The organism is Micrococcus sp. GbtcB5 (assembly GCF_019091605.1).
Lineage (GTDB): Bacteria > Actinomycetota > Actinomycetes > Actinomycetales > Micrococcaceae > Micrococcus > Micrococcus luteus.
On the sequence record NZ_JAGXJK010000019.1, the window covers coordinates 16,407 to 38,308 of the forward strand.

Here is a 21,902-nt window from a genome sequence, read left to right on the forward strand (position 1 = left end):
TCGGCGCGTCCTCAGTGGCCGCGGTCGATCCACTCCTGCAGGTGCGGCTTCTCCGTGCCGATCGTGGTGGAGTCGCCGTGGCCGGTGTGGACCACGGTGGCCTCCGGCAGCGGGAGCAGGCGCTCGCGGATGGACTCGATGATCGTGTCGAAGTCCGAGTACGAGCGGCCGGTGGCGCCGGGCCCGCCCTGGAACAGGGTGTCGCCGGAGAACACGACGCCGGTCGGGGCGCCGTCGTCGCCGGCCTCGCCCAGGGCGGGGGCGTACAGGCAGACCGAGCCGGGGGAGTGACCGGGGGTGTGCAGCACCCGCAGCTCGACGCCGGCCACGCGCAGGACGTCGCCCTCGGCGAGCGCGCCGTCGGGCTCCTCGTCGGGGAAGACGTCGTCCCAGAGCATGCGGTCTGCGGGGTGGAGCAGCACGGGGGCGTCCACGATCTGGCGGAACTCCTGGACCTGGCGGATGTGGTCGTCGTGGCCGTGGGTGAGGACGATGGCCAGCACCTGGCGGCCGTTCACCTTCTTCCAGACGGCCGAGGCGTCATGGGCCGGGTCGATGACGACGCACTGCTCCGCGCCGCCGACGATCCACACGTTGTTGTCCACGTCGAACGTCTCCCCGTCCAGGGAGAACGTGCCAGAGGTGACCAGGTGATCGATGCGCGCCATCAGAGCACCACCACCGAGCGCAGGACGTCGCCGGATTTCATCGTCTCGAAGGCCTCGTTCACCTCATCGAGAGCGATGGTCTCCGTGACGAACTCGTCCAGCGGCAGGCGGCCCAGGCGGTACTGGTCCACGAGCATCGGGAAGTCGCGCTCCGGCAGGCAGTCGCCGTACCACGAGGACTTCAGCGCGCCGCCGCGGCCGAACACCTCCGGCAGGGGCAGCTCCAGCTCCATGCCGGGGGTGGGCACGCCCACCAAGACGACGCGGCCGGCCAGGTCCCGGGCGTAGAACGCCTGCTCGTAGGTCTCCGGGCGGCCGACCGCCTCGATGACCACGTCGGCGCCGAAGCCGCCGGTCACCGCGCGGATGGCCTCCACGGGGTCCTCGTCCTTCGAGTTCACGGTGTGGGTGGCGCCGAGCTCCTTGGCCTTGGCGAGCTTCTTGGCGTCGATGTCCACCGCGATGATCGTGGTGGCGCCGGCGAGCTTCGCCCCGGCGATCGAGGCCACGCCGACGCCGCCGCAGCCGATCACGGCCACGGACTCGCCGCGCTTGACCTCGCCGGTGTTGATGGCCGCGCCGATGCCGGCCATGATCCCGCAGCCGAGCAGGCCGACCGCGGCCTGTTCCTCGGGCGTGTCGACGCCGTCGACCTGGGTGCACTGCTTGGCGTGGACGAGCGTCTTGTCCGCGAACGCCCCGATGCCCAGGGCCGGGGACAGCTCCGTGCCGTCCTCCAGGGTCATCTTCTGGGTCGCGTTGTGGGTGTTGAAGCAGTACTTCGGTTCGCCCTTCCGGCACGCGCGGCACTCGCCGCACACGGCGCGCCAGTTGAGGATCACGGTGTCGCCGACCTTGACGTGGTCGACGCCCTCGCCGATCGCGGAGACCACACCCGTGGCCTCGTGGCCGAGCAGGTACGGGTACTCGTCGCCGATCCCGCCCTGCTGGTAGTGCAGATCCGTGTGGCAGACGCCGCAGGTCTTGATGTCGACGACGGCCTCGCCGGGTCCCGGATCGGGGATGACGATGGTCTCGATGGTGACGGGGGCGTCCTTCGCCATGGCGACGACGCCGCGGACCTTCTGGGACACGTTGTTCCTCCTGGTGGTGGGGATCTGCCCGATGCCGCGCATGCGTGAGGCGGCGCGGCGTGCGGGCTCGTTCTGCCCATCCCATCACAGGACCCTGTGCGACGCATCGGTGGGCAGCCGGGGGCCTGGTGTGTGGCGTCACCACGGCGGCCGGGGGAGACTGCAACCTGACCCGCAACATCGATGCGAACGGAGGGGCGAACCGTGGCACGACATGGCAGAGACGAGGACGAGGCGTACGAGGCTCCAGCCGGTGCTCCGGCCGGTGCCGACACGCTCGCGCAGTGGCGCATCCCGCTGGTGGGGCTGCTGATCGGGGTCGGCCTGGGCGTGGTGTTCGGACTGGGCACCGAGAGGCCCTGGGGCACCGTGATCGGCTGCGCGATGATGGGCTTCGCCCTCGGCATCGTGTGGATGTATGTCGAGCGCGGCCGGGACGGGAGGGACCGCTGACATGTGCGGCCGCTACGTGATGGCCCGCGCCACGAGCGACCTGGTGGCCCTGGGCGATGCCGAGACGAATGAGGAGCTGGTGCTGCGCCAGAGCTGGAACGTGGCGCCGACAGCCGAGGTGCCGATCCTCGTGGCGCACGCGGACGACGGCGGTGCCGGAGGCGCCCGTGGGGGCGACGGCGGTGCCGGGGTGACCCGGCGGATCCACGTGGCCCGCTGGGGCCTGGTGCCGCCGTGGGCGAAGGAGCTGTCCGTGGGGTCCCGTGCGTTCAACGCGCGCTCGGAGACCGTGGCCTCCAAGCCGACGTTCCGGGCCGCCGTCCGCGCCCGCCGCTGCGCCGTGCCGGTGGAGGGCTACTACGAGTGGAAGGCGCCGGAGCCTGGTGCCAAGGGTCCCGACGGGCGGGCCGCGAAGAAGCAGTCCTACTACGTGCACCCGGCCGGGGCCGGGGACGGCGAGGGGCCGGTCATCTGGTTCGCCGGCCTGTACGAGTGGTGGCAGGACCCCGAGGCCAAGGCCGCGGGGGAGGACGCCTGGGTCCTCTCGACGACGATCCTCACCATGGCCGCGCCCGACGCGGACGACGACGATCCGGTGCTCGCCGCGCTCGGCCAGCTGCACGACCGGCTGCCCGTGCCCATGGATGCCGAGACGATGGACCGGTGGCTCGCTCCGGACACGCTCGGGTCTGCCGAAGAAGCCGACGCCCTCGTGGGCCAGGTGTGCGCCGGCGCGTACGACGTCGCGGCGGGCTGGTCGCTGCGGCCCGTGGGGAGCGCCGTGGGGAACGTCCGGAACAACGGGCCAGAACTGATCCAGGAGATGAGAGAGCAGCAGGGAACGCTGCTCTGAGAGACGGGGCGACGGGGATGACCTGCCCGTGAGACGCGGAAGCGCGGTGCCGCGGTGAGGCCGGAGACGGTCATCTCCTGTTCACCCTGTCCGTGGGCGGCACCCCGGTGGCCGCCCTCGACGACGAGACCGCCGGCATTCCGGAGGGCAACAGAGGCCCCTCTGCCGGGCTCGTCTACGCGTGGGGCGAGCACAGCCGGGCCGACCCCGTGTTTGGGGACTACCCCGAGCGGGTCCTCGCGCTGAAGTACGCCGAGCCGGGCGTGGAGCTGCCATTGTGGTCCAAGCGCCAGGGCGACGACGCGTCGGTCGCGGAACTCTCGTGGGGTCCGCGCTGGGGCACCCTCTGGCGCGACACCGCGTTGGAATTTTCACCGGGTTTCACTACCTCGCCGACGCGACATACCCGACCGACGACCGCCTCGTTCGCGACTGGTCGCTGGACGGGGTGACCAGGAGTGAGGACGTCATCATCACCCAGGACGCGGAGCGGTCCGACGTCTTCGCACTCGTGGAGTCGCTCGCGGATGGGCAGAAGCCCCGGGCCCTGAACGTGCCGGCGGGGGAGGACGCCCACACGACCCCGGACACGGTCGAGACCGGGCGTGAGGTGCCGGCGGGCGCGCTCGGAGCGCTCGCGGCCGTCGGCGCGGGACTCGTGTTCCTGGCCCGGGGGTGGGTGCGCCGGGTCTGACGCACCTGCCCGACGAGTGGGCCGCGGGGCGGTGGACGGGAGACCGTCGGCCGCCCCGCGGTCTGTGCTCAGCCGGCCGGAGTGGATTCGATGGGGCCGGTGCAGCCCCAGGCTGAGGAGTCGACGCTGCAGTCATCGGCGACATTGCGGGTGATGGTGCGCCAGATGTCCGCGGTGACGGGGGCCGAGTCGAGGCTGATGGTGCCCGGGATGAGCACCCACTCGCCCCCGGCCTCCCGGTATTCGCCGATGTAGACGGTGGTGAGGCGGACCGTGTACTGCCCGGTGTCCTCGTACACGTGGCTCGTGGGGGTGGGGACGTTGAACTCCGGCTGGCTCTGGCCTGCGACCGAGGTGGTCTTGGTGGGGGACCCGTCCCCGTAGTCCCAGCGGAAGCTCACCGGCGTGGCGCGGAGTTCGACCTCGACCCCGTTGAGGGTGGTGACGAGCGTGCGCGTCTCGGCGTCTGCGTAGAAGTTGGTCTCCGCATTGCGGATCCCGCGTCCGCCATTGTCCGACCGGATCTCAGGCTTCAGCACGAGGAGCGTGCGGACCTCGTCGATGGAGACGGGCGGGGCGCCGTCTGTTGCTGGGCCTGGCGAAACCGCAGTAACGCATTCCGGCCGGCTGTAGTAGGGATCCCTATCTGGGCGAGTTGTGTCGACGAACTGCTCACGTACCCATGCCCCTTCTGGGCAAAAGGCCTCGGTCTGTTCGCGACACGTCCCAAAATCGGAATTGTTTTCTTGATTCGGGAAACAGGCGTCTACAGTGCGCTGCTCGATTGCCGGCTTTTCTCTGGCTCCTGGAGCGGTAACTTCGGATACCGGTTCGGAGGCCGGCTGAGGGGGCTGTGTTCGCGACTGTTTCTTGCACTGCGTTCGAATCCTAAATTCGACGTCTTCTCGCTTGCCGCTAATGGGAACATCGGTGCAGGTATTCGCGCGCTGTGCGTGCGCCGATGGCGCTTGAATCAGCGTTAGGGCGATGCAGGCAGTTGCTATTGCAATCAGAATACGCGAGATAGAAAGCATTATTGCGCATCCTGTTGATTTTGCATTTCATCGATCACCCAGTGGCCCTTGGAGGGTTCGTAGACTACGTCGGCCAGCCAGGTCTCGTCGTGAGTTTCCGCCCCACTGGCAGAGTCGTCTCTAACGCCCTGTGAGTCGAAGACATCTACAGCGGATGCGTCACGAACAAGAGTAGCGGTGTAGCCAAACTCTGACGGGGTGAGAGTTAACGATTTGATCGAGGTGTGCTCTCCCGTTGACCAGCCACCTTCTTTGTAGTGCTGGGCAGTTGAGTCGGATACGGCTTGGCAAAGCTCGCAGTATTCGCTGTATGTCGAATCAAAATCAGCAGTTTCCCCGGTCTGGTCGGTGTAGTAAATGGCCTCCCAGAAGTAGCGAATCGCCGCCTCGGCGCCCTCCTTGGTCTCTTCCTTCATGGCGGCGGGCATCTCCGGCTTGGGCACGTTCCGCGCGGGGCCGTCGGCAGACGCGGGCACGTATTCGCCGGACCCGCTCTCCGTGGCCGTGGGGGATGAGCTGACGCCCGCGGTCGCGCTCGTGCTCGCGGGCGCGGACGTCTCGACGGCGGGCTTGGCGGACGAGGGCGACGTCGTCGACGACTCGGCGGGCTCGGACTGCCCGCCGCAGGCGGTCAGCGTGAGCGCCAAGGCCACGCTGAGCGTGCCGGCCTGGGCGAATCGGTGGCGGCGCAGGGCGCGCCCGGGTGCGGTGAGAGACATTTCCCCTCCAACTGGATGTCCGTCGTGTGTCCGCGCCTCCCGCGCTGATCCCGCAGTGCGGTGCCCGTGGTATGCGAGGCCCGGTTGGTTCGGAGTATACGCAGACGGATTGTGGTCCTGCTCGCATTGTCCACAGGGCCGTGCCGGCGCACTTCTTCCGGCCCAGAGACGATTTTCTCGTGCATGTGCGCCCCAGGGTCGGGTTCGAGACCCACGGCCAGGACTCGGTCAGCCGGCCTCACGAAAGGGCGTTCCCGGCCTCGCCCGTCTCGGGGTCATGCGTCCTTAACGTGTCCGGCGGCTGCCCTACGTTCGCACCCATCGCATTCGAACACATGTTCGAGTACGATCGGGGGTGCGGCCCCACCTTCCCACTTCTTCCCCGCGTCCGGTCCGCCGGACGGGCCGCGCTCCCATCGCCCGACGGCACCCCGTCGTCGGTCCGGTCAGCAGTGCACAGGGAGAGAAGCAGAATGGGAGTCCTCACACAGTCGGTGGCGGTGGAGTGCGGGGCAGACGGCACCCCGCAGGGGCTGCGCTGGAACGGGCGGGACTACGTCCTCGCAGAGCGCCCCATGCGCTGGTTCGAGCGGCGCCGCTGGTGGGCGGAGGAGGTCCGCGCGGAGAAGGGCCGCGGCGCCGGTCTCGTGGACCACGAGATGTGGCGGCTGCAGGTCCGCCTGGCCCGGGCCGGCGCCGCGCCCCTGCAGACCCTCGACGTCGCCCACCACCTGGACTCCGGCCGGTGGCGGCTCGTGCGCGTCCACGAGCACGCCCAGGATCTGAGGCGGTCGGCATGAGCCGGGCCGCCGCGGCCGGACGCACCGTCGCACCCTTCGCCCACCTGCACGTCGCCTCCGCGTTCAGCGCCCACTACGGGGTCAGCTGGCCCGAGGACCTCGTGGCCGCCGCCGCGGCCGCGGACATGGACCTGCTGGCCTGCACCGACCGGGACGGGCTCTACGGCATGGCCAAACACGTGGGCGCCTGCCTGCGCCACGGCATCACCCCGATCGTGGGCGTGGACCTGGCCGTCCGGTGGAGCGAGGACGAGGACGCCGGCCGCGTGGTCGTGCTGGCCCGAGGAGGCTGCCACGGCTCCGGCTACCGCTCCCTGTGCGAGCTCGTCTCCGCCGCCCACGCCCGCACCACCGGGGGAGCGGCAGGTGGCAGCCCCTGGGCCAGCGTCGCCGAGCTCGCCGCCGCGGCGGCCGGCCGTGTCCCCACCGCCGCCAACCGGGACAACCCGCCCACCCCCGAGCTGTTCGTCCTCCTCGGCCCGGACTCGGACGTCGGCCGCCACCTGGCCCGCCGCCGGTACGCGGCCGGCCTCGCCGCCCTGCACCGCTGGAAGGCGGCCCTGCCCGCAGGCAGCCCCCACGCCGACGTCGTCACCCACCTCTCCGCCCCCGGCCGCCGCCTCGACACCGGGCACGCCGTGAAGACCCTCCGCGCCGCCCGCCAGGCCCGCATCCCCGCCGTCCTGACCAACGCCGTGCGCTACGCGGCCCCGGACGGTGCCGCCACCGCGGACGTCCTCGACGCCGTCCGTGCCCTCAGCTCCCTCGACGCCCTCCACGACCTGCAACCCAACGGGCAGGGCTGGCTCAAGTCCACCGCCGCCATGCACCGCATCGCCCACGAGGTCGCCGCCGCCGCCGACGACCGACCCGCCGCCCTGCTCGAGGCCACCCGCAGCCTTGCCGAGGCCTGCGCGCTCGACCCCGAGACAGACCTCGGCTGGGGCGTGCCCCGCGTCCCCGAGGCCGCCGTCATCGGCATCGACGGCCCCCCGGAGCACGTGCTGCGCGAGCGCACCCGCACCGGCCTCCTCGCCCGCTACCCCCACCTCCACACCGGGGGAGGCCTCCCCGGCACCAGCCAGGCGGCCCGGGATCTGCAGGACCGCGCCGAACACGAGCTCGGCATCATCACCCGACTCGGCTTCTCCTCCTACTTCCTCACCGTGGCCGCCGTCGTCGACCTCATCGAGGGCATGGGCATCCGCGTGGCCGCCCGCGGCTCCGGCGCCTCCTCCCTCGTCAACCACGCCCTGCGGATCTCCCATGTCGACCCCATGGCCAACGGCCTGATCATGGAGCGCTTCCTCTCCACCGACCGCTCCACCCTCCCGGACATCGACATCGACGTGGAGTCCGCCCGCCGCCACGAGATCTACCATGCCGTCGTCGAGCGCTTCGGCGCCGAGCGCACCACCCTCATGAGCATGCAGAACGCCTACCGGGCCCGCGGCGCCGTCCGCGACGCCGGCCTCGCCCTCGGCATGCCCGAACCCGAGGTGGACGCCATCGCCAAGCAGCTCTGGCGCTTCTCCGCCTCGAACTTCCGCGAGGCCCTCCAGCGCATGCCCGAACTCGGCGGCCTCTCCCGCCGCATCGAGTCCGGCCGCGCCGAGGGCGACCGCCAGCTGGACCTGCTCGTCGACCTCACCGAACGCCTCGACCGCCTGCCCCGCCACATCTCCATGCACCCCTGCGGCGTCATCCTCGGCGACGCCGCCCTGCTGCACCGCACCCCCGTCCAGCCCTCCGGCATGGGCCTGCCCATGAGCCAGTTCGACAAGCACGACATGGACCCCATGGGCTTCCTCAAGCTCGACATCCTCGGCGTGCGCATGCAGTCCGCCATCGCCTACACGATCGCCGAGGTCGAACGCACCACGGGCGAGCGCATCGACCTCGAACAGGTGCCCCTGGACGACGACGCCACCTACGCGATGATCCGCACCACCCACACCCTCGGCTGCTTCCAGATCGAGTCCCCGGGCCAGCGCGAGCTCGTCGGCAAACTCGCCCCCCGCGAGTTCAACGACCTCACCGTGGACATCTCCCTCTTCCGCCCCGGCCCCATGCAGTCCGACATGGTCCGGCCCTTCCTCGAACAGCGGCACGGCTGGGCACCCGCCCACTACCCGCACCCCGACCTGCGGCCCGTCCTCGCCGAGACCCACGGGGTCACCGTCTTCCACGAACAGGTCCTGCGCACCATGGACGTCATGACCGGCTGCGGACTGGCCCGCGCCGACGAGCACCGCCGCCTCCTCGGCGGCCCGCAGGAACACCTCGTCGAAGAGGCCTTCCGCACCGGCGCCCTCGCCCGCGGCTACTCCCTCGAGGTCATCGACGAGGTCTGGGCCACCCTCTCCGCCTTCGGCTCCTTCGGCTTCTGCAAGGCCCACGGCGCCGCCTTCGCCGTCCCCACCTACCACTCCGCCTGGCTCAAGACCCACCACCCCGCCGCCTTCATGGCCGCCATCCTCGAACACGACCCCGGCATGTACCCCGCCCGCCTCATGGTCGCCGAGGCCCGCCGCATGGGCATCCCCGTCCTCCCCGTGGACGTCAACGCCTCCTCCCGCCACGTCCACGTCGAATGGGTCCCCGCCCACCCCGAGGTCGACGACGGCGCCCCCGGCCGCTGGGGCATCCGCCTGCCCCTCACCAGCCTCTCCGGACTCAGCGAAGCCGAGACCGACCGCCTCGACGCCGGCCGCCCCTACCGCTCCCTCGCCGACGTCCGCGACCGCGCCCGCCCCACCGCCCGCAACCTCGAACGCCTCGCCCAGCTCGGCGCCCTCGACTGCCTCCTCCCACCCGGCGGCGCCTCCCGCACCGACCTCGTCCACCACCTCGAACTCCAGCACTCCACCACCCGCGGCACCGCCCCCGGCCGCACCGCCCCGCGCTCGCGGTCCGCCCGTCCGCGGCAGGTGGAGGGCCAGCTGGCCCTGGACCTGCCGGACACCGAGCTCACCGCCCTCGCCCCGCTCTTCCCTGACCCGGGCCCGGCCGCCCGGGTCCGCACCGAGCTGGAGCTCACCGCCCTGGACGTCACCGCCCACCTCATGGACTCCCACGCCCCGTACCTGGACGCGCTCGGCGTCACCCGGGCGAAGGACCTGCTCGGGCTGCGCACGCAGTCCCGGGTGCTCGTGGCCGGGGTGCGCGTGGCCACCCAGACCCCGCCCATGCGCAGCGGCAAGCGGGTGGTGTTCCTCTCCGTGGACGACGGCACCGGCTGCGTGGACGCCTCCTTCTTCACCGAGGCCCAGCACGCCTCCGGGGAGATGCTCTTCTCCGCCCGCCTCCTGCTGATCGAGGGCACCGTCCGGCGCACCGGCGACCGGGCCGTGTCCGTCCAGGCCGTGCGCGCCTGGGACCTGCACCGGCCCGAGACGCTCCCGGACCCCGACTACCTGGACACCACTCGGCAGCAGTGGCGGGACTGGCTCGCGGCGGACCGCCGTGCCGCCGCCGCGCGCCGCAGCGGCCGGGCGGGCACCGGGGCGCAGCCCCTGCCGGACATCCCGCACCACGGCACGGGCGGCTGGCCCGTGAAGGTGCGCACCGACGTCGGGCCGGCCGGCGGGGCCCGCCCCGGCCGCACGGCACCCGATCGGCCCGCTCCGGAGCACCCCCCGATCCCGGTGCCCCACCCGGAGACGTGGGAGCTGCTGCCCACCCCGGACAGATGAGACCGTCCGCCTCCGTGCCCCGCCGTCCGGCCGCGCCCCTAGAATGGGACGCGGCCGACGGTGGCCCCCGTACGCCACCGATCCCGAAGCCAGACCTCGAAGGAGCACCGTGTCGGAGCCGAAGAACATCCTGCTGACCGTGGACGGAGAGCTGCGGGAGGTGACGCACGGCACCACCGGCCTCGACCTCTTCCGCGAGAAGCCGACCACCGCCGTCATGCGGGTGGACGGCCTGCTCTGGGACCTGGCCCGCGAGATCCCCGCCGGCGCGTCCGTCGAGTCGGTGGACATCACGGAGCCCGAGGGCCTCGAGGTGCTGCGGCACTCCACCGCCCACGTGATGGCCCAGGCCGTGCAGCAGCTGCGTCCGGGCGCCAAGCTCGGCATCGGCCCGTACATCACGGACGGCTTCTACTTCGACTTCGACGTCGACGAGCCCTTCACCCCCGAGGACCTCAAGCAGATCTCCTCGCTCATGCAGAAGATGGTGAAGTCCGGCCAGACCTTCCGCCGCCGCGTCGTGGACGAGGAGACCGCCCGCGCCGAGATGGCGGACGAGCCCTACAAGCTCGAGCTGCTCGGCAAGAAGGACGCCGCGGACACCGCCGGCGAGGGCGCCTCCGTGGAGGTCGGGGCCGGGGAGATCACCATCTACGACAACGTGGACCGCAAGACCGGCGACGCCGTGTGGTGCGACCTCTGCCGCGGCCCGCACCTGCCCTCCACCAAGCTCATCGGCAACGGCTTCGCGCTCACCCGCTCCGCCGCCGCCTACTGGCTCGGCAACGAGAAGAACAAGCAGCTGCAGCGCATCTACGGCACCGCCTGGGCCAGCAAGGACGACCTCAAGGCCTACCAGGAGCGCCTCGCCGAGGCCGAGCGCCGCGACCACCGCAAGCTCGGCGCCGAGCTGGATCTCTTCTCCTTCCCGGACGAGCTCGGCTCCGGCCTGCCCGTGTTCCACCCGCGCGGCGGCATCATCCGCAAGGAGATGGAGGACTACTCCCGTCGGCGCCACACCGAGGCCGGCTACGAGTTCGTCTACACCCCGCACATCACCAAGCAGCACCTCTACGAGGTGTCCGGCCACCTCGACTGGTACGCGGACGGCATGTTCCCGCCCATGCGCATCGACGAGGTCCGTGATCCCGAGACCGGCGAGATCACGCGCCAGGGGCAGAACTACTACCTCAAGCCGATGAACTGCCCCATGCACAACCTGATCTACCGCTCCCGCGGCCGGTCCTACCGTGAGCTGCCGCTGCGGCTGTTCGAGTTCGGCTCCGTGTACCGGTACGAGAAGTCCGGCGTGGTCCACGGGCTCACGCGCGTGCGCGGCATGACCCAGGACGACGCCCACATCTACTGCACCCGCGAGCAGATGAAGGAGGAGCTGACCACCACGCTCAACTTCGTCCTCGACCTGCTCAAGGACTACGGCCTCAACGACTTCTACCTCGAGCTCTCCACGAAGGACCCGGAGAAGTTCGTCGGCTCCGACGAGATCTGGGAGGAGGCCACCCGCACCCTCGCCGAGGTCGCGGAGGCCTCCGGTCTGCAGCTCGTCCCGGATCCGGGCGGCGCCGCGTTCTACGGCCCGAAGATCTCGGTCCAGGCCCGGGACGCCATCGGCCGCACCTGGCAGATGTCCACCATCCAGCTGGACTTCAACCTGCCCGAGCGCTTCGACCTCGAGTACCAGGCCGCCGACGGCACCCGTCAGCGCCCCGTGATGATCCACCGCGCCCTCTTCGGCTCCATCGAGCGCTTCCTGGGCGTCCTCACCGAGCACTACGCCGGCGCGTTCCCGGCCTGGCTTGCCCCGGAGCAGGTCGTGGCCATCCCGGTGGCCGAGGCATTCAACGACTACCTGGACGACGTCGTCGCGAAGCTGCGTGCCGAGGGGATCCGGGCGCGCCTGGACGACTCCTCGGACCGCTTCCCGAAGAAGATCCGCACCGCGGCCAAGGAGAAGGCGCCGTTCGTGCTGATCGCCGGCGGCGAGGACAGGGAGGCGAACGCCGTGTCCTTCCGCTTCCGCGACGGCACCCAGGACAACGGCGTGCCGGTGGAGGAGGCGATCGAACGCATTGTGAAGGCGGTGCGCGAGCGCGAGGTCACCCCATGACCAGCCCCGGCACCGGCGGATCCGACGCGCGGGCGCAGGCCCGCGCGTCGGCGGACGCCGCCGCCACGGACGGCTTCGAGCTGCCCGGCGCCCCGGACGCCTTCGAGCGGTTCTGGAACGCCCACCGCATGGCGTACGTGTCCAAGGGGACGGGCCAGGTCAAGGACGAGCACACCTGCCCGTTCTGTGCGGCCCCGCAGCGCGACGATGAGGACTCCCTCATCGTCCACCGCGGCCGCACCGCCTACGTGGTGCTGAACCTGTACCCGTACAACCCCGGTCACCTGCTCGTCTGCCCCTACCGCCACGTGCCCCTGTACACGGACACCACCACGGAGGAGGCCGCCGAGATGGCGGAGCTGACCCAGACGGCGATGCTCGCCCTCGGCCAGGCCGCCGGCGCGTCCGGCTACAACCTCGGCATGAACCAGGGGGCGGTGGCCGGCGCCGGGATCGCGGCCCATCTGCACCAGCACGTGGTGCCCCGGTGGACCGGCGACGGCAACTTCCTGCCGATCATCGCCCGGACCAAGAACATGTCGCAGACCCTGGGGGAGACCCGGCAGATCCTCGCGGACGTCTGGGACCGGGCCGCCCGGGACCACGCCGCGCGCCAGGCGGCCAACGCCCGTGCCGCGGCCGAGCATCCTCGCCCGGGGGCCGGAGACCCCGCCTGATGCTGGACCGTCACGCGCGCGGCGTCACCACCCGCCTGTTCACCCCGGTGGCCCGTACGCTCCTGCGGGCCGGGGTCAGTCCGGACACCGTGACGGTCGTCGGCACACTCGGCGTGAGCCTGGGCGCGCTCGTGCTCTTCCCCCTGGGGCACCTGTTCTGGGGCACGCTCTTCATCACCGCGTTCGTGTTCTCGGACCTGGTGGACGGGATCATGGCGCGCGAGGCCGGGTCCACCGGCCGCTGGGGCGCGTTCCTCGACTCCACCCTGGACCGCGTGCAGGACGCGGCCGTGTTCCTCGGGCTGTGCCTGTGGGGCTTCGGCGTCGGCGCCGCACCCGCGGTCGGCGCGCTCTCCGGGGCCTGCCTCGCCCTGGGCATGCTCGTCTCCTACGTGCGTGCCAAGGCGGAGGCCCTCGGCTGGGACGCGCACGTGGGCATCGCCGAGCGAGCGGAACGGCTCGTGGCCACCCTCGTGGTCGCCGGCCTCACCGGCCTCGGTCTGCCCCCGGTCGTCCTGGCCGTCACCTTGGGGCTGCTCGCCGCCGCCTCCTTGGTCACCGTCGGCCAGCGCATGGTCGCGGTGCGCCGCCAGGCGCGCGACGACGCCTGACCGGTCCGCCGCAGGACTCGCCCGTCAGTCCGCCGCGATCTCCGCGACGACGGCGCCCGTCACCCGCACGAGGTCGGCGGGGGCGATCTCCACATCCAGGCCGCGTTGCCCGCCGGAGACGTACATGAGCTCCGCGTCGAGGGCGGAGGAATCCAGGACGACGGGGTGGGGTCGGCGCTGGCCCAGGGGCGAGACGCCGCCCCGCACGTAGCCGGTCCGGCGCTCGACGACGGCCAGATCGGCCAGGGCGAGCCGCTTGACGCCCAGCACCGCGGCGGCGGCCCGCAGGTCCAGCTGACCGGACACGGGCACCACGCATGCGGCGAGCGCGCCGTCGGGGTCCGCCACCATCAGCGTCTTGAACAGTCGGTCGGCGGGCACGCTGAGCGCCCGGGCGACCTGGACGCCGAACCGCTCGCCGCCGGCGTCGAGGGCCACGTCGAAGGTGTGCAGCCGGTACGGGACCCCGGCGGCCTCGAGTGCGGCGACGGCCGGCGTGGCCGCCCCGTGCCGGGCGCCGCGATCCTTCTTGCGCTGGCCCACGGCGGACTCAGGCGATCCCGGCCTGCTCGCGCACGTTGCGCTTGATGCGGCCGAGCATGGCGGACATGCCGCGCAGGCGCAGGGGGGTGAGGGCCTTGGCCAGGCCGAGGCGGGTGGGGATGTCTTCGGGCACGTCCACGACCTCGAGGGCGCTCAGCCCGTCCAGGCCCTGGGTGAGCACGGAGGCGAAGCCGCGCGTGGTGGGCGCCTCCGGGGGAGCGGTGATGAAGAGGCGGACCGGGGCCTGCGGGCCGGGCTCACCCTCGAGTTCGACGGCCAGGAACAGCGGGGTCTGACACTCCACGACCTGCTCCATCTCGGCCTCGTGGCCGTCGTAGCGCTCCGGCAGCGCCGGCAGCTCGTCCGAGAACTCCAGCAGCAGCTCGAGCTTCTCGGGATCGGGCACCCCGGCGAAGTCGTCGATGATCTCGGCCAGGGCGGCGGGCACGGCGTGGTTCTCGGTCATGGTGTCCCAGTCTAGTGATCCACGCCGTGCCGGGGGCTCAGCGCGCGGGGGCCTCGCCCGGCTCTTCGCCGACGGCGATGGGCAGGCGCACGGCGTTGCCCCACTCGGTCCAGGAGCCGTCGTAGTTGCGGACGTCCTCGTGGCCGAGCAGGTACTTGAGCACGAACCAGGTGTGGGAGGAGCGCTCGCCGATGCGGCAGTAGGCGATCACGTCGTCGCCCTCCCGCAGCCCGGCGTCGGTGCGGTAGACCTGCTCCAGCTCGGCGCGGGACTTGAAGGTGCCGTCCTCGTTGGCCGCGGACGCCCACGGCACGGACGCCGCCGTGGGGATGTGGCCGCCGCGCAGGGTGCCCTCCTGCGGGTAGCCGGCCATGTGCGTGGTCTCGCCCGTGTACTCGGGACGGGAGCGGACGTCGATCAGCGGGGTGGTCCCGATGGCCTGCAGGACGTCCTCGCGGGCGGCGCGCTCGGTGTGGTCGTCGCGCTCGATCACCGGGTACTCGGCGCGGGCCACGGTCGGGACCTCGCGGGTGGTCTCGCGTCCCTCCGCGATCCACTTGTCACGGCCGCCGTCCATCAGGCGCAGGTCCTCATGGCCGTAGAGGGTGAACACCCACAGGGCGTAGGCGGCCCACCAGTTGGACTTGTCGCCGTAGAACACCACGGTGGTGTCCCGGGAGATCCCCTTGGAGGCGGCGACCTCGGCGAAGGCCTCGGGGCCGACGAAGTCGCGGGTGACGGGGTCGTTGAGCTCGGTGTGCCAGTCGACGCGCTGGGCGCCGGGGATGTGGCCGGTGGAGTAGAGGAGTGCGTCCTCGTTGGACTCGAGGACCACGACGTCCTCGTCGTCGACATGGTCGGCGACCCACTGCGTGGACACCAGCTTCTCGGGGTGGGCGTACTCGGAGAACTTCGCGGCGGTATCGGTCATGGCACTGCCTTCCTTCGCGTCGGGCGGGCCCGCACGGGCCCGGGGCGGGCGGCACGACGACGGCGGGTTCCGTGTCCGTGCCCTGCGCGACAGATTACGGCACATCGGTGTCACGTAAGAGGGTAGGGGCCCCTCAGTCCGGGACACGCGAGGTCACATGGGTCGGGTCCGCGGCCCGATAGCATGGCCCGGAATCCCCGTCGTCGACCCTGGGAGTGTCCCGTGGCTCAGATCGTCCACCTCGCCGACCGTTCGCCGCAGGTCACCCCGGACCAGCTGCTGGCCGGCTTCCACCCGTCGTACCGCTTCGGCACGGTGTCCTTCGACACCTACATCCCGGACCCCGCGCACCCCTCGCAGGCACAGGCCGTGGAGCGGCTGCGCCGGTTCGCGGCAGACCTCGGCCGGGGCGGCTCGGGCGGCGGGTTCCTCGGCGGCCTGTTCGGCGGGAAGAAGCGGGCGGCGGGGCCGGCCGGCATCTACCTCGACGGCGGCTTCGGCGTCGGCAAGACCCACCTGCTGGCCTCGACGTGGCACGCGGCCCCCGGGCCCAAGGCGTTCGGCACGTTCGTGGAGTACACCAACCTCGTGGGCGCCCTGTCCTTCCGCAAGGCGGTGGACGAGCTCAAGGAGTACACCCTCGTGTGCATCGACGAGTTCGAGCTCGACGACCCGGGGGACACCGTGCTGATGTCCCGGCTCATGCGCGAGCTGGCCGACGCCGGCGTGCGCCTGGTGGCGACCTCCAACACCCTGCCGGGCTCGCTCGGCGAGGGACGCTTCGCGGCGCAGGACTTCAAGCGCGAGATCCAGGTCCTGGCCGACCAGTTCGAGGTCATCCGCGTGGACGGCGAGGACTACCGCCACCGCGGCCTCTCCGCCGCCCCGTCGCCGCTGGACGACGCCGTCGTCGAGGCCACCGCCCAGGAGAACTTCCCCGACGCGGGCGTGCTCGCCGTGGACGACTTCGCGGACCTCACCGCGATGCTCTCCCGCGTGCATCCCTCCCGCTACCGCGAGCTCGTCAAGGACGTGGACGTGCTCGCCCTCCACGACGTGCACACCATCACGGAGCAGGCCACGGCCCTGCGCTTCGTGGTGTTCGCGGATCGCCTGTACGACAAGGACGTGCCCGTCCTCGCCTCCGGTGTGCCTTTCGACGCCCTGTTCACGCAGGAGATGATGCACGGCGGCTACATGAAGAAGTACTTCCGCACGGTCTCCCGCATGACCGCCCTGGTCCGGGAGGGACAGACGGGCGTGGCCGAGCACAAGTGAGCCACCGCCCCTGACCGGCAGGATGACGGCGCGCACCCGAGGCGGGTGCGCGGCGTCGCCGTGTGCGGGGCCGGGTCAGCGCACGTCGCGGAAGCACAGCGCCGCCCGCTTGCCCGGCAGCTCGACCTCCCGGTCCACCGTGAAGCCCAGAGCCCGGGCGGTCTTCACGGCCCGCGTGTTGCGGACGTCCGGCTCGATCACGAGCCGACGCGTGCCGGGGCGTGCGCCCAACCAGTCCACAATGCTCCGGTAGGCCGTGGCGCGGGCGCGCCCCTGCAGGCCGCCGGGGGCGGTGATGAAATGGAATCCGAGGTCCCCGTCCCGCACCTCGTAGGCGCCGCCGACCTCCTCCGCGCGAGGGTCGTAGGTCTGCACGAGGGCCACGAGGGTCCCGCCGTGCCACACGAGGTGGTTCGCGTGGGTGGGCTGGAACTCGAGGAAGTCGTAGACCTCCTCGACGTCCTGCACGCTGTGCCCGCGCATCCCGTAGAACTCCGCCCGCGGCTCCGTGACGAGTGCGTGGATCAGCGGGGCGTCCAGGGCCGGGCGGACGCGCGTCATGGTCAGGCCCAACGCCCCGACGCCGACCTCGGCCACGATGCGTCCCGGAGGGGCCCCGCCGGGGACGGAGCGGGCGGGTGCGACGCCGCTGCCGGCGGACGGGGGGACGGGACGGGACGGCACGGGCAGCAGGCGGCCGGCGGCCCACGCGTCCAGCTGATCCGTCACGTGCCCGCCTCCGAGACCGGAGGCGCCGAACGGGACGACCCACCGGCTGCGGGTGCGGTCGCCGAGGTCGAACACGACCCGGGCCACCGGCCCGCGGTGGGTGCCGACGGCCAGGCCGGGGGCGTGCGAGGTGGCGCAGACCGCGTCCGCGGTGCCGCCCACCCGGACGGACCCGATCGTGTCGAGCACGTCGGCGAGCCCCGGCTCGTCCGGCCCGCCGGGATGCTCGTGCGTGAACAGGAACGGGGTCAGGGCATGCGCCTCGCCCCAGGTCCGGGCCGCGCCGTCGGGGCCCGGCGGCTCGGCGGCGTCGTCGACGGCGGCGACGGCGGCCCGCACGAGGTCCCTCGTCGACGCTGTGATCCCCAGGGCCGCGCGCAGCGGCTCCGGCCCGCGCTCGGCGAGCGCCGCGCCGACCCATGCGGCGGCGTCGCCCCACGGTGCCCACGGGCCGCCGAGCAGGGCCCGCGAGGCGGGCGGCAGGTGCGCGATCAGGGCGGCGGCCACCTCGTGCTCCACGAGGAGCCACCAGCGGGCCGCGGCCGATCCGGCGGCGGCGTCGCCGGCCCACGCCGGGACGGACTCCGCGGCCAGCACGCCGTCCGCGACGAGCGCGTCGACGGCGTCGGCGAGCCAGGCCCGCGGCGCGCCCGGGGTCCGGGTGTCCGTCTGCAGGGCGGCCATCGCGTCCACGGTCCGCTCCTGCGGTGCCAGCGCCTCGAGGGCTTCCCGGATGCGGCGGGACCGCCACGGCGCGCACGCGTCCACGGTGAGGCAGGCGGTGTCCGGGTGGGGCTCGTTGGCCGCCACCACGACGTCGTCCGCCGCGGCCGGCGCGGGCCAGCGCACCCAGCGCTGATCGAGGGACCCGTCGGCGGAGCCCCGGCCCAGCGCGGAGGCCCGCGCCGCACCCCAGGCCGAGCGTCGATCCCGGCGCCGCACGGCCCCGGCGTGCCGGGTGAGCACCGTCCGCCGGTCCGCGACGATCACGCGATTGACCGGCTCGACGTGCCCGTCCAGCACCGCGCAGGCCTCCGCGGCGCTCGCGGCCGTGAGCAGCCGGCGCGCGCTCGGCAGGCCGGTGTCGGCGCGGTCCCAGGCGGGGAACCGCATGCTCACCGGGCCGGCGCCGGGCACGTCCACGAGCCGCCCGCGCGGGGTGTGGGCCACCCGCACGTCCACGGGGTCGCCGCCGCGCACGTGCACCCGCTCGGTCCGGGCGTCGAGGACCTCCGGCCCCTCGGGGGCGTCCTCGAGGACCATCTCGAGCGAGGACACCATCGCCGAGGTCGTCACCCACGCGACGTGCTCGGACTGCCCCACATGCGGGACGCCCGGCACACCGGGGAAGGCCAGGCCGACGACGTCGACGCGGTCCCGGGGACGCTCGGCCTCCACCACGAGGCGCACCTGCTGGTAGACGCCGGGCAGCTCGAGCAGCCGGTGCGGGTCGGCGGCCACGAGCGGAGCGCCCTCGGCGCCGACGCGCACCGCCCAGGCGTTCGAGCCGTCCGCGTCGGGGCGCGGCGAGATCAGCGCCGCGGCGAGCGCGGGGAAGCGCTCGGCCAGCAGGGTGCGGAACAGGGCGGCCGGCGCGTTGGTCAGCCAGACGTTGTAGCCCAGGTGCAGGGCGAGCGCCGTGTGCGGGTCGAACGGCAGCGGCTTCACCCCGTGGGCGGCGAACTCGGGCGCGCGCCGGGCCCCGGCGTCCAGCCCCGCGTTCACGCCGTCGGCGAACCGGGTGAACCAGGCCCGGTCCTCCGCGTCGTCGAGGGCGTCGAACGCCCGGCGGGCCGCGCCGTCCAGGTCCATCTGCCGGGCGGCGACGTCGTTCGCCACCGCCGGCGGGCCGAACACCTCGGCGCCCATGCCGGTGACCCGGCGGTGCTCGCAGTCGACCTGCCAGGCCCGCTCCGTCGCCACGTGCCACCCCTGGAGGTAGGCCAGCTCGGGCAGGGACGCGGCCACGAGCGTCGGCACGCCGTGCGCGTCCCGGTGGCAACGGCCCGCCACGTCACCCGTCGCCGTCCCGGTCCACGCGTCCGCGCTCATGCCGCGGCGTCCTGCCGGAGCTCCGCCAGCGCGCGGCGCAGCGGCGCGGACACCGGGTTGGCCAGGCGACCGGCGTAGAGCAGCGAGCCCGACGGGTCCGTCAGGTCCACCATCTGCGTGGCGTTCCGCAGCTGCAACCGGTTCAGGCACGAGTGCGCGAAGTCCTCCGCGTCCAGGCCGAGGCGCTCCACATCCGCGAGCCCCAGGGCCGTGTACTCGGCGAGGACCCGCCCCACCACGGCGTAGAACTCCTCCGCCGGCAGCAGGGCGTCCGCGTCCATCACGTCGGCCAGATGGCGCAGCACGCCGTCCAGCATGTCCGTGAAGAAGGAGAGGGAGAGGTCCTCGTCGGTGAGGTCGATGCGGATGCGCCGGGTCTGCTCCGTGAGCGGGACGCCGTCCGCGCCGACCACCACCTCCTCCCCGATGTCCTTGAGGAAGGCGCCGGTGACCCGTCCCTCCCGCAGGCGGAGCACGATGTTCTCCCCGTGGGGCATGAACACGGTCGAGTAGGCGGCGGCCAGATGCACCAGCGGGGTCACGTAGGCCGTCACCACCCCGTGCAGCCACTGCGCCGCCGTCAGCCCCGAGCGCTCCACGAGCGCCCCCGCCACGGAGCGGCCCCCGCCGTCCCGGTGCAGCAGCGCCGCCATGGTCATGACCCGCTCGCCCTCCGCCAGGCGCGGCAGCGGACTCTCCCGCCACAGGGCGGCGAGCATCTTCGTGTGAGGACCCTTCGAGCCCACGGCATGGAAGGCGTCCCCGGTGTACCCGGCCGAGGCGTACTCCCGCAGCACCCCGAAGCCCCACCTCGCGAGCAGGGGGTCGGAGTCCACGAGGTCGGCCACCACCGCGTTGATCGCCGGGGTGACGGACATGTACGCGGGGGAGAGGCCGCGCACGAACCCCATGTTCTGCACGGACAACGCCGTCTTCAGCTGCGGGGCGTGCGGGTCGCTCGCGTTGAACAGGGTGCGCACCGCCTGCATGGCCGTGAACGCGTCCGGGTCTTCGCCCACGTGCACCAGCCGCCCCACGGCGAGGTCGGGGGCGAACGCCACCTGGATCCGGTGCTCCCACTGCCACGGGTGCACCGGGATCAGCGTGTACGCCTCCGGATCGACGTCGAGCGCCGCCGCCCGCTCCGCCCACAGGCCCGCCACCGCCTCGGTGATCGGCGGGGGCGGCGCCGGCACGGCGGCGCCCGCGCTCGCGGTCTTGGGCCAGGTCCACCGTCCCCCGAGCTCGGAGGGGAACGCGAGCCACACCGGGTGCAGCGCCCGCCCGCCCTCGGGGGCGAACATCGCGTACTCCGTGGCCCCCCAGCCGATGCGGCCGTTGGTGGCCACGAAGCCCGGGTGTCCCTCGCTCATGGCGGCCTCCACCGCCGTGTAGTCCGCGTCCACCAGGTCGGCGGCGGACGGGCGCTCGCCGGCCAGGGTGTGGCACCGGGCGGCGAAGGTGGAGGCGAGCTCCTCGAGATAGACGTCCAGCGCCTCGCCGGCCAGCCCGAGCACCTCGGCCGCGTCGAGGACGAAGCGGTCGACGGCCACCGCGTCCGGATCCCCGGCACGGCACACCGAGTCCGGATCCACGCCGAGGTGCTCGAGCGGGAGGGCACGCGCGGTGAACGTCCACCGCACCCCGCCCAGGGTGAGCGTGTAGGCGTGGCGGCCGGCGTCGTCGACCCGCTCGCCGCGCACCGGCGTCAGGAGCCGCTCATGGGTGAACTCGCGGATCGCCTTGGCGACGAGCAGCCGGTGGGCGTGCCGGGCGGTCGGCGCCGTCAGCGCGTCCAGGCGGGACGGGGAGGACGGGGGGACGGGGGTCATGCGGACACCTGCCTGTCGGGGGTGAGGAGGAGCGGGGGCTCGGGGAGGGTGAGGTCCAGCCCGGCGGCGAGGACGCCGATCCGGCTGGCAGTGAAGGACTCGGGCGTGGCGATCGAGAGCATCGCCGTCTTGGATCCCAGCGCCACGGGACCGAGCTCCGTGAACCCGGCGGCCAGGTTCTTCGCCCGGATGGCGGCGTTGCGCTCGTCCGGCTCGACGACGACGCGCCGCGCCCCCGGCTGGGCCAGGCACCAGCGCACCACCGCGGCCATCACCAGGTCCGTGGTCCCGGGCACCGGGGTGTCCGTCGGGGCGACGAGCACGTGCAGGCCGACGTCGCCGGGCGCGCCCGCATACCGTCCGGCCAGCTCCGAGTGGGCCGGGTCGTAGACCTCCACCAGGAAGGTCGCGGTCCCGTCCACGAGCCCCACGTGCGCGTGGTGGTGCGGGTGCGCGGCGATCGCCTCGTACTCGGCCACGACGTCGGCCAGACCCGCCTCCGTCATCTCCCAGTACACGGCGTGCGGGGACGTCACCCACCGGTGCAGCAGCGGATGGTCCTGCGCGCCCACGGGACGGAGCTCCACACGACGGGCCGCGCTCGCGGCCGCACCGTCCACGGTGGTCTGCGGCGGCGTCACGGCG

At 72.7% G+C, this 21,902-nt stretch carries 20 protein-coding genes; 10 read left to right on the forward strand and 10 right to left on the reverse strand.

The annotated features are described in order from the left end of the window. Positions 1-11 precede the first annotated feature (11 nt). Positions 12-668 (reverse strand): MBL fold metallo-hydrolase, encoded by a 657-nt coding sequence (locus KVS67_RS08335; protein ID WP_217565240.1) that lies wholly within the window; start codon positions 666-668, stop codon positions 12-14. Then, positions 668-1,762, reverse strand: coding sequence for an S-(hydroxymethyl)mycothiol dehydrogenase (locus KVS67_RS08340; RefSeq protein ID WP_217565241.1), 1,095 nt, complete (start codon positions 1,760-1,762; stop codon positions 668-670). The genes KVS67_RS08335 and KVS67_RS08340 overlap by 1 nt, the downstream gene beginning before the upstream one ends. 204 nt (positions 1,763-1,966) lie before the next feature. On the opposite strand from KVS67_RS08340, the gene KVS67_RS08345 reads away from it, so the two are divergent. From KVS67_RS08345 to KVS67_RS08360, 4 genes are all read left to right on the forward strand, one after another. After that, entirely contained in the window at positions 1,967-2,215 is a 249-nt protein-coding gene (locus KVS67_RS08345; protein ID WP_095695660.1) for a hypothetical protein, read from the forward strand. A 1-nt stretch (position 2,216) separates the two neighbouring features. Continuing rightward, entirely contained in the window at positions 2,217-3,068 is an 852-nt protein-coding gene (locus KVS67_RS08350; RefSeq protein WP_217565242.1) for an SOS response-associated peptidase, read from the forward strand. Positions 3,069-3,160: 92 nt separating this feature from the next. Further along, positions 3,161-3,520: a hypothetical protein gene (locus KVS67_RS08355; protein WP_020628069.1), complete on the forward strand. Its 360-nt coding sequence runs from the start codon at positions 3,161-3,163 to the stop codon at positions 3,518-3,520. Next, positions 3,517-3,762, forward strand: coding sequence for a hypothetical protein (locus KVS67_RS08360; protein WP_036313199.1), 246 nt, complete (start codon positions 3,517-3,519; stop codon positions 3,760-3,762). The genes KVS67_RS08355 and KVS67_RS08360 overlap by 4 nt, the downstream gene beginning before the upstream one ends. Before the next feature lie 68 nt (positions 3,763-3,830). On the opposite strand, the gene KVS67_RS08365 is transcribed toward KVS67_RS08360, so the two are convergent. Both KVS67_RS08365 and KVS67_RS08370 read right to left on the reverse strand, forming a co-directional pair. Continuing rightward, positions 3,831-4,301, reverse strand: a complete 471-nt coding sequence (locus tag KVS67_RS08365; RefSeq protein ID WP_036313201.1) for a PKD domain-containing protein — start codon at positions 4,299-4,301, stop codon at positions 3,831-3,833. Between the two features lie 494 nt (positions 4,302-4,795). After that, positions 4,796-5,515 (reverse strand): DUF6318 family protein, encoded by a 720-nt coding sequence (locus KVS67_RS08370; protein ID WP_036313203.1) that lies wholly within the window; start codon positions 5,513-5,515, stop codon positions 4,796-4,798. Positions 5,516-5,988: 473 nt separating this feature from the next. Between KVS67_RS08370 and KVS67_RS08375 the strand changes: the two genes are divergently transcribed. The 5 genes from KVS67_RS08375 (at position 5,989) to pgsA (ending at position 13,426) form a co-directional block, all read left to right on the forward strand. After that, positions 5,989-6,315, forward strand: a complete 327-nt coding sequence (locus KVS67_RS08375; RefSeq protein WP_036313205.1) for a DUF6504 family protein — start codon at positions 5,989-5,991, stop codon at positions 6,313-6,315. Beyond that, positions 6,312-10,010, forward strand: a complete 3,699-nt coding sequence (locus KVS67_RS08380) for a DNA polymerase III subunit alpha (protein WP_063189613.1) — start codon at positions 6,312-6,314, stop codon at positions 10,008-10,010. Before KVS67_RS08375 ends, KVS67_RS08380 begins: the two co-directional genes overlap by 4 nt. 109 nt (positions 10,011-10,119) lie before the next feature. Beyond that, on the forward strand, positions 10,120-12,138 hold the full coding sequence (gene thrS / locus KVS67_RS08385; protein WP_063189615.1) for a threonine--tRNA ligase: 2,019 nt from the start codon (positions 10,120-10,122) through the stop codon (positions 12,136-12,138). After that, positions 12,135-12,815 (forward strand): HIT domain-containing protein, encoded by a 681-nt coding sequence (locus tag KVS67_RS08390; RefSeq protein WP_063189617.1) that lies wholly within the window; start codon positions 12,135-12,137, stop codon positions 12,813-12,815. Before thrS ends, KVS67_RS08390 begins: the two co-directional genes overlap by 4 nt. Continuing rightward, positions 12,815-13,426, forward strand: coding sequence for a phosphatidylinositol phosphate synthase (gene pgsA, locus KVS67_RS08395; protein ID WP_063189619.1), 612 nt, complete (start codon positions 12,815-12,817; stop codon positions 13,424-13,426). Before KVS67_RS08390 ends, pgsA begins: the two co-directional genes overlap by 1 nt. A gap of 24 nt (positions 13,427-13,450) precedes the next feature. Here pgsA and KVS67_RS08400 read toward each other — a convergent pair whose 3' ends face one another. Genes KVS67_RS08400 through KVS67_RS08410 form a run of 3 tightly spaced genes read right to left on the reverse strand, consistent with a single transcriptional unit; the run spans position 13,451 to position 15,366 of the window. Beyond that, complete coding sequence (locus KVS67_RS08400; RefSeq protein WP_036383781.1) at positions 13,451-13,969, reverse strand: aminoacyl-tRNA deacylase; 519 nt, start codon at positions 13,967-13,969, stop codon at positions 13,451-13,453. Positions 13,970-13,976: 7 nt separating this feature from the next. After that, entirely contained in the window at positions 13,977-14,435 is a 459-nt protein-coding gene (locus KVS67_RS08405) for a SufE family protein (RefSeq protein WP_020624761.1), read from the reverse strand. A 37-nt stretch (positions 14,436-14,472) separates the two neighbouring features. Further along, entirely contained in the window at positions 14,473-15,366 is an 894-nt protein-coding gene (locus KVS67_RS08410) for a sulfurtransferase (RefSeq protein WP_063189621.1), read from the reverse strand. A 222-nt stretch (positions 15,367-15,588) separates the two neighbouring features. Between KVS67_RS08410 and zapE the strand changes: the two genes are divergently transcribed. Continuing rightward, positions 15,589-16,644, forward strand: a complete 1,056-nt coding sequence (gene zapE, locus KVS67_RS08415; protein ID WP_081339234.1) for a cell division protein ZapE — start codon at positions 15,589-15,591, stop codon at positions 16,642-16,644. Positions 16,645-16,719: 75 nt separating this feature from the next. On the opposite strand, the gene KVS67_RS08420 is transcribed toward zapE, so the two are convergent. From KVS67_RS08420 to KVS67_RS08430, 3 genes are read right to left on the reverse strand one after another with little or no spacing between them, the layout of a single operon-like run. After that, entirely contained in the window at positions 16,720-19,425 is a 2,706-nt protein-coding gene (locus KVS67_RS08420) for a GNAT family N-acetyltransferase (protein ID WP_063189625.1), read from the reverse strand. Beyond that, complete coding sequence (locus KVS67_RS08425; protein WP_063189627.1) at positions 19,422-21,257, reverse strand: IucA/IucC family siderophore biosynthesis protein; 1,836 nt, start codon at positions 21,255-21,257, stop codon at positions 19,422-19,424. Before KVS67_RS08425 ends, KVS67_RS08420 begins: the two co-directional genes overlap by 4 nt. Next, positions 21,254-21,898 carry a GNAT family N-acetyltransferase gene (locus KVS67_RS08430; protein WP_223246401.1) on the reverse strand — a complete coding sequence of 215 codons (645 nt, stop codon included), beginning with the start codon at positions 21,896-21,898 and terminating at the stop codon, positions 21,254-21,256. Before KVS67_RS08430 ends, KVS67_RS08425 begins: the two co-directional genes overlap by 4 nt. Positions 21,899-21,902 lie beyond the last annotated feature (4 nt).